The 7,177-nt window shown below is 65.9% G+C and carries 8 protein-coding genes; 5 read left to right on the plus strand and 3 right to left on the minus strand.

Annotated features, from left to right (window positions below; translation table 11 throughout):
• Positions 1-401: 401 nt before the first annotated feature.
• On the plus strand, positions 402-971 hold the full coding sequence (locus A3E77_RS06685; protein WP_293644331.1) for a superoxide dismutase family protein: 570 nt from the start codon (positions 402-404) through the stop codon (positions 969-971).
• Between the two features lie 105 nt (positions 972-1,076).
• On the opposite strand, the gene A3E77_RS06690 is transcribed toward A3E77_RS06685, so the two are convergent.
• Positions 1,077-2,675 carry a spinster family MFS transporter gene (locus tag A3E77_RS06690; RefSeq protein ID WP_293644333.1) on the minus strand — a complete coding sequence of 533 codons (1,599 nt, stop codon included), beginning with the start codon at positions 2,673-2,675 and terminating at the stop codon, positions 1,077-1,079.
• Between the two features lie 106 nt (positions 2,676-2,781).
• Between A3E77_RS06690 and A3E77_RS06695 the strand changes: the two genes are divergently transcribed.
• Positions 2,782-3,270, plus strand: coding sequence for a low molecular weight protein-tyrosine-phosphatase (locus A3E77_RS06695; RefSeq protein ID WP_293644335.1), 489 nt, complete (start codon positions 2,782-2,784; stop codon positions 3,268-3,270).
• Here A3E77_RS06695 and thpR read toward each other — a convergent pair.
• Positions 3,177-3,794, minus strand: a complete 618-nt coding sequence (gene thpR / locus A3E77_RS06700; RefSeq protein ID WP_293644337.1) for an RNA 2',3'-cyclic phosphodiesterase — start codon at positions 3,792-3,794, stop codon at positions 3,177-3,179. The genes A3E77_RS06695 and thpR overlap by 94 nt on opposite strands.
• A 156-nt stretch (positions 3,795-3,950) precedes the next feature.
• Between thpR and A3E77_RS06705 the strand changes: the two genes are divergently transcribed.
• Positions 3,951-4,679, plus strand: a complete 729-nt coding sequence (locus A3E77_RS06705; protein WP_293644339.1) for a Bax inhibitor-1/YccA family protein — start codon at positions 3,951-3,953, stop codon at positions 4,677-4,679.
• A gap of 70 nt (positions 4,680-4,749) precedes the next feature.
• Positions 4,750-5,646 (plus strand): DUF2785 domain-containing protein, encoded by an 897-nt coding sequence (locus A3E77_RS06710; protein ID WP_293644341.1) that lies wholly within the window; start codon positions 4,750-4,752, stop codon positions 5,644-5,646.
• A 124-nt stretch (positions 5,647-5,770) separates the two neighbouring features.
• Here the strand turns inward: A3E77_RS06710 and A3E77_RS06715 are convergent, their stop codons facing one another.
• Complete coding sequence (locus tag A3E77_RS06715; protein ID WP_293644343.1) at positions 5,771-6,406, minus strand: glutathione S-transferase family protein; 636 nt, start codon at positions 6,404-6,406, stop codon at positions 5,771-5,773.
• 102 nt (positions 6,407-6,508) lie between these two features.
• Here A3E77_RS06715 and A3E77_RS06720 point away from each other — a divergent pair.
• Positions 6,509-7,177: competence/damage-inducible protein A (locus A3E77_RS06720; protein ID WP_293644345.1), on the plus strand; the 669-nt coding region annotated here is incomplete at its 3' end.

Here is a 7,177-nt window from a genome sequence, read left to right on the forward strand (position 1 = left end):
GTTTTGGCGGTGATCAAGCGTAGCGGCGTCGGCAAGCTCGGCTTCGTCGGCAACGAACAATATGCCCGCGTCTTCTGATCTTTGATCGGGGCCGTCAGGCAAAAATATGGGGCCGCGGAGCAATCCGCGGCCCTTTTTTGTACGAGCTGGGCGGCGGGAGGCCGATTAGGGGTTTGTGTTTCATTGCCACTCCGGACCTGATCGGCGGTCCATAGCGGGCTGTGGCGCGCGAGCGCCGGAGCCGGTCCGGGGCGACAATATGGGTAGCCGAATATCCGTTCTCCATCCCTCGGCCGACTATCCCCTTGGAATGGACGGCGATTGCGGGCATCGTCGGCGAACCGGGATCGAAACGCGCCGTCGCGACGTTCCGATTCCAGCGCATAGCAGGGAGCAGCAAGATGATGATGGGTTCGCGCCGCAAACAGATCGTGGCTGGGGGGGGCGCCGTCATTGCTGCTCTTGCCCTCGCCGGTTGCGCCGGAATGGGAAAGAAGGACACGGCCACGATGCCCGCGCCCGATGCCTATGCGCAGCTTTATGACGCCAAAGGCGCCGACCGCGGCCGCGCCGACATCTATCGTGACGCCAGCGGGCTTCGCGTCGAACTGGTCGCGCGCGGCTTTGGCCCCGGCACTTACGGCATGCACGTCCATGCCGTCGGCCAGTGCAATGCACCCGATTTCGCCAGCGCGGGTCCGCACTGGAACCCCACCGGGGCACAGCATGGCCGCGAGAATCCGATGGGCGCGCATCATGGCGACTTGCCCAACCTTGTCGTCGAACCCGACCAGATCGGTCGCGCGACGCTGCGGCTGGTCGGCTCGCGGTTCGAGGGCGACGGCGGGCTACTCGACGCCGACGGCGCCGCGTTCGTGGTCCATGCCGGACCCGATGATTACAAGACCGACCCCAGCGGCAACAGCGGTGGCCGCGTCGCGTGCGGTGTTATCGTGAAAGAGGGCGCCTGAGGAATTTGGCGACCGCTCCTGTCGCACTGCTCCGACGCAGGCGCGACAGGGGCGGCAGCCTCATGGGTCGCGGTTCGCCGAGGGCGAGCACCGCGACCGAGACGGTCAGGCGCCCGCTGCGCGTTCGGCGATCGTCGCTTCGGCCTCTGGCACCGCGCGATAGGCATAGAGCAGCAGGGCGAGAGCGATCGGCGCGACGCCGATCAGCGACAAGATGCCGGTGCGCAGGTCGCCGACCGGCTTGCCATCGACGATCGTGCCCGCCAGATCCGAAATCTGCCCGACCATATAGGGCCCGAACGACAGGCCGACGAGCGTGGTGCCGAGGAAGAAGGCGGCGGTCGCCGTCCCGCGCATCCGCGGCAGCACCAGGTCCTGCGTCGTTGCGGCGGCGGCGCCGAGCGCCGTCGCGCCGAACATACCGGCCAGGAAATTCATGACGTAGAACAGCGTTGCATTGTCGGTGGTATAACCGATCCAGATCGGAATGATCGGCGCGACGACGCCAAAGATGATCATTAAAATGCGCCCGGCGGGGTTTTTGGCGCGCAACGCATCGGCCAGCCGCCCGCCGATGATCACCCCGACAAAACCGCTCAGCGCGCCGTTAGCGCCGAGGATGAAGGCCAGTTCCTGCTTCGGCAAGCCCAGGATGATTTCGGCATAGGGTGCCGACCAGAAAGCAAGCGCATAGGCGGCGAGGCTGACGAGGCCGTAGCCGAGCGTCGTGCAGATGAAGGCCGGTGTCCCCCAGATCAGCTTGAAGGTCGCGGGATCGCGGGCGCGCAGCGCGCTCGCCCAGGAAAAGACCGCATAATAGCCCAGCGCCACCGCCGACCATTGCGGGAAATTGCCCGTCAGGCGGATCATCCACCAGGCGAAGGCGGCGATCGCGGCGGCAAAGCCGATGTTGATCGCCAGTGCCGCGGGGCCGCGCCGCCAGGCAGCGATCAGCGTCAGCGGCGGCACGATCATCGACAGATCTTTGCCGAATTCGGCGAACGGCGTCGGCGAACTGGGGCTGGGAGTCCCGTCCATCGCGCCGCGCACGGGTTCGCGCAAACTCGCGACCCACATCGCGAGCAGCAGACCGGGGATGCCGACCGCGAGGAAGGCGGCCTGCCAGCCGACCAGCCCCGCCGGTCCGCCGACCGGATAGGCCTTGTTCCACGCCTCGACGATCAGCGCGCCGATGAACAGCGACACGCCGCCGCCAAGGTAGAGCCCCGACGAATAGATCGCGAGCGCGGTCGCCTTTTGCCGCTTGGGAAAATAATCGGAAATCAGCGAATAGGCGGTGGGGCTCGCCGTCGCCTCGCCCACGCCGACGCCCATGCGCGCCAGCGTCAGGGTCAGCTGGTTATAAGCAAAGCCCGACAGCGCCGTCATCGCCGACCACAGGGTCAGGCCGATCGACAGCAGTTTGACCCGGTTCCAATTGTCCGCAAGGCGGCCGAGCGGGATGCCGAACAGCGCGTAGAAGACCGCGAAGGCGGCGCCGCCGAGAAACCCCATGTCGCCGTCGGTCAGCCCCAGATCGGCCTTGATGTCGACCGCGAGGATGCTGATGATCTGCCGGTCGATGAAATTGAGGATATAGACGATGACGAGTACCGACAGGACATACCAGCTGTAACCTGTGGCTTGCGGCTCGGCCGAAGCCAGTGCGCCGGACGTGACATTTTCGCTGGCGGTCTCGGCCATCTCGCAACCCTCTCCCTGACCCATTATCTCTTCGCGATCATGGCTAGCAGAGCCGCGCGAAGGCGCAAGTTGAAAGTCCGTTCAACTTTGTGCGAAGGAGCAACATATGCGCAACGATCGAAAAACCGGACCGGCGATCCTTTTCCTCTGTCTCGGCAATATCTGTCGCTCGCCGCTGGCCGAGGGTGCCGCGCGGGCCGCTTTTGCGAGGGCGGGGATCGACGCCCGGCTCGATTCGGCGGGAACCGGCGACTGGCATGTCGGCAGCGCGCCTGACCGCCGCGCACAGGCAGAGGCGCGGCGCCGCGGGACCGATATTTCGGATCTGCGCGCGCGCCAATTGTCGGCCGACGACTTTACCCGGTTCGACCTGATCCTGGCCGCCGACGAACAGAATCTGCGCGACGCGCGAGCGGTGCGTCCCGCGGGCGCGACCGCCAGGCTGCGGCTGATGCTCGACCTGCTGCCCGGACGCCGGGGCGAGGGCGTCACCGATCCCTATTATGGCAAGGACGATGGCTTCGCCGCGACCTGGGACGATGTCGATGCGGTGGCCGCGGCGCTGGTCGCCGAATTTTCGCCGTCCAGCGGATAACGGGCGACGGGGTGATAGCGCGATCCGCCGTGGCCGAGCTCGCTTTCGTATAGCGTGACATGGCCGAAGTCGAATGCCGGGCTGGAAAGGTCGCTGTTGAGCGCGAGGAAGGGGGCGACCGGCCCCGAGCCCCGGTTCAGCCGCGCCAGCGTGATGTGCGGGGTGAAGGCGCGCGTTTCCGCCGCGACGCCGACGCGCGCGAGCAACTGGTCGACCTTGCGGTGCAGCGCCGCGAGCGGCGCATGCGGTTCGACCCCCGCCCAGACCATGTGCGGTCGCCCCTGCCGCTCGAACAATCCGACGCCCGCCACGCGCGCGGTCACCGCCGGGGCGTAAAGCGGCCCCAGCGCCGCCGCGACATCCTCTGCCTTGTGCCGGTCGACGTCGCCGATGAAGCGCAGCGTCAGATGCAATTGGTCGTCGCTTTGCCAGCGCGCGCCGGCGATGCCATGCATGGCGGCGAGCAGGATTTCTCGGATTTCGCGCGGCGGGCGCAGCGCGACGAACAGGCGGTGCGTGGACATGGCGCGCAGCATAAGCGGCGCGGCGGGCGACCGCGACCCCTTACCGCCGCCAAGCCCATAAAATGGCCCTTGTCCGGTTTCGCTTGAAACAGGAGCGGAAACCCCCGATATTGTTGCATACGGCCGGTATGGGCTGGCCGGTTATGGAGATGAAAAATGGCGAATTGGAACGACCCCCATATGGCGGCTTCCGGTTTTGGGGCCGGCGCGAACGCAATGGACCAGGCCGTCGATGCCGGCCTGCGGTCGTACATGCTGTCGGTTTACAATTATATGGCGTCGGGCGTGCTGCTGACCGGCATCGTCGCGCTGCTGGCCTTTCAGTCGGGCTTCACCGCCTCGATGGTCGGCACACCGCTGATGTGGGTGGTGATGCTCGCACCGCTGGCCTTTGTGCTGGTGCTCAGCTTTGGCATCAACAAGCTGTCGACGACGGCGGCACAGGCGCTGTTCTGGGTCTATGCCGCGGTGATGGGTCTGTCGATGTCGACGATCTTCATCGCCTTTACGGGAACGTCGATCGCGACGACCTTCTTCGCGACCGCCGCGGCCTTCCTTGGTCTCAGCCTCTATGGCTACACGACCAAGAAAGATCTTTCGGGCTTTGGTACCTTCCTGATCATGGGTGTCGTCGGCATTCTCGTCGCGATGCTGATCAACCTGTTCGTGCAGTCGAGCGCGCTTGCCCTGGCGATCAGCGTCATCGGTGTCCTGCTGTTCGCAGGCCTGACCGCCTATGACACGCAGAAGATCAAGAGCATGTATTTCTATGTCCGCGGGACCGACTTTGTCGGCAAGTCGGTGGTGATGGGCGCGCTGACGCTCTACCTCGACTTCGTCAACATGTTCACCTTCCTGCTCAACCTCATGGGCAGCCGCGACTAACAGCGGCGGACAGGCATGACACAGAAGCCCGGCGGAGCAATTCGCCGGGCTTTTTCTTTGGGGAAATGACGTGATTCGCATCGTGATTCTCGCCGCGGCCGCGTTGTCGGGCCGCCCCGTCGCCCACTCGGCCGACGCCGCGCCGACGTGCGTCGTGGCGCGGCCCGCGGCCAGCGACCTCAAAGCCCATGCCGCGACCTTCTTTGCCAAGGCCAGCCTTGCCGATCTCGACGCCCTCGCGACCTGCCTGGGCGATCCCGATCCGGCGGTGCGCGATGATTTCGCTTTCACCCTCTGGTCCGAAGGACTGCGCGGGCGGCATCTGACCGTCGCCCAGATGCGCCACGCGCTGGCGCGGCTGACCGCAACCACCGTCGGCCCCGACGATGGGCGCGGGTTTCGCCGTCCGTTCGCCGCACTCGCGCTGTCCGAAGTCGCGCGCGCCGACCGGGTCGAACCCTTTCTGAGTGCGGTTGAACTGCATGATCTGGTTGCCACCGGCGCGACCTACTTGCGCGGCGTGACCGATTATCGTGGTTTCATTGCGGGCGAGGGCTGGCGGCACGGCGTCGCGCATGGCGCCGACCTGGCGATGCAGCTCGCGCTCAACCCGCGACTCGCGCGCGCCGATGCCGACGTGTTGCTGGGCGCGATCGCGGCGCAGGTCGCGCCGCCGGGATCGCACGCCTATGTCCATGGCGAGGCGCGGCGGCTGGCGCGACCGTTACTGTTCCTGGCGAAACGGCCCGACATCGACGATGCGGCCTGGGCTGCGTGGTTCCAGACGCTGCATCCGAACGACGCTCCGCGCTGGAAGGCGCCCTATGCCAGCGCCGCAGGGTTGGCAGCGGTGCATAACAGCAGCGCCTTTGGCGACGCGGTCTATGTGGCGGCCAGCGAATCGCAGGATCCGCAGGTCCGGCGGCTCGCGCCGCTCGCCGCCGGATTGCTGAAGGCGCTGCCTTAACCAGAAACCGTTCGCCCTGAGCTTGTCGAAGGGCTGGTCTTTCTTGGCGACGTTTCAAAGAAGATCGGTGCTTCGACAAGCTCAGCACGAACGGTATTTGGACCGGGAAACCAGGGTCATGACCCTAGCTGGGACTCGCTGCCTGCATCTCGGCGATCAACGCATTGTCGATATCCTTGGCGCGCCTGTACGCCGCGCGGTCGCGCAGCGGTGCGACATAGGCCTCGAACGCGGGGCGCGACGCGATGGTGCCGAATTGAAGCCCCCAGTCGATCTGGCTACCGATATAGACGTCGGCAGCGCTGAAGCGGTCGCCCGCGACGAACGCCTTGCCCGCGACCGCGCTTTCGAGCGCGTCGAGCGCGGCGGGCAGCGAGCCGAATCCGGCCATCCGCTGCTGGTCGGCGTCGGGTTCGACCCCGAAATGCTTCGCGGTGATCGCCTGTTCGACAGGCCCCGCGGTAAAGAACAGCCAGCGATAATAGTCGGCGCGGTCGGCGGGGGCGGGGGCAAGCCCTTTTTCGGGGAACGCATCGGCCAGATAGGCGCAGATCGCGGCGCATTCGGTCACGACCTTGCCGCCGTGGACGATCGCCGGAACCTTGCCCATCGGGTTCACTGCCAGATAGGCGGCGTCCTTCATCGACGTCCCATAATCGAGGATGCGGGGTTCATAAGGGGCGCCGACCTCTTCGAGCATCCAGCGCACGATTTGTCCGCGCGACATCGGATTGGTATAGAAAATCAGGTCTTCGGCCATCGTGCTTCTCCCATGCGGTTCGATTCGGGCGCGAACATATCAGGAACATGTTTGCCGTTCCATCGGGCTTGTTTTGTCATCGTTCGGGGTTAAGGCAAAGCCATGAGCGACGAACGCATCTGGACTGCCGCCGTGCTGGTGATCGGCGACGAGATTCTCTCGGGCCGCACGCAGGACAAGAATGTCGCGCAGATCGCGACCTGGCTCGACGTGCAGGGGATAAGGCTGCGCGAGGTGCGCATCGTCCCCGATGTCGAGCAGGAAATCGTCGACGCGCTGAATGCGATCCGCGCGCGTTACGACTATGTCTTTACCACCGGCGGCATCGGGCCCACCCACGACGACATCACCGTCGACGCGGTAGCGCGGGCGCTGGGCGTCGGCGTCGTCATCCACCCCGCGGCACGGGCGATCCTCGAACGCTATTACACCGCACGCGGCAGCGAGTTGACCGAGGCGCGGCTGCGCATGGCGCGCGTCCCCGATGGCGCCGAATTGATCCCCAACCGCATGTCAGGCGCGCCGGGCATTCGCATCGGCAATGTGTTCGTTATGGCGGGGGTGCCGCACATCACCGCGGGGATGCTCGACGCGCTGACCGGCGAGCTGGAGGGCGGCGCGCCGCTGGTGGCCGCGACGATCGGTGCCTGGGCGCCTGAAAGCGAAATTGCCGACCTGCTGCGCCTGGGCGAAAAGGATTATCCGGGCGTCGCGATCGGCAGCTATCCCTTTTTTCGCGAGGGGCGCACCGGCGCCAATTTCGTGATCCGG

The organism is Sphingopyxis sp. RIFCSPHIGHO2_12_FULL_65_19, from assembly GCF_001830555.1.
Classification (GTDB): domain Bacteria; phylum Pseudomonadota; class Alphaproteobacteria; order Sphingomonadales; family Sphingomonadaceae; genus Sphingopyxis.

Excerpts from the sequence above, each read along its gene's own strand:
- thpR (WP_293644337.1), bottom strand. The coding sequence starts at position 3,794 with ATGTCCACGCACCGCCTGTTCGTCGCGCTGCGCCCGCCGCGCGAAATC.
- A3E77_RS06715 (WP_293644343.1), bottom strand. The coding sequence starts at position 6,406 with ATGGCCGAAGACCTGATTTTCTATACCAATCCGATGTCGCGCGGACAA.
- A3E77_RS06690 (WP_293644333.1), bottom strand. The coding sequence starts at position 2,675 with ATGGCCGAGACCGCCAGCGAAAATGTCACGTCCGGCGCACTGGCTTCG.
- A3E77_RS06695 (WP_293644335.1), top strand. The coding sequence starts at position 2,782 with ATGCGCAACGATCGAAAAACCGGACCGGCGATCCTTTTCCTCTGTCTC.
- A3E77_RS06705 (WP_293644339.1), top strand. The coding sequence starts at position 3,951 with ATGGCGAATTGGAACGACCCCCATATGGCGGCTTCCGGTTTTGGGGCC.
- A3E77_RS06685 (WP_293644331.1), top strand. The coding sequence starts at position 402 with ATGATGATGGGTTCGCGCCGCAAACAGATCGTGGCTGGGGGGGGCGCC.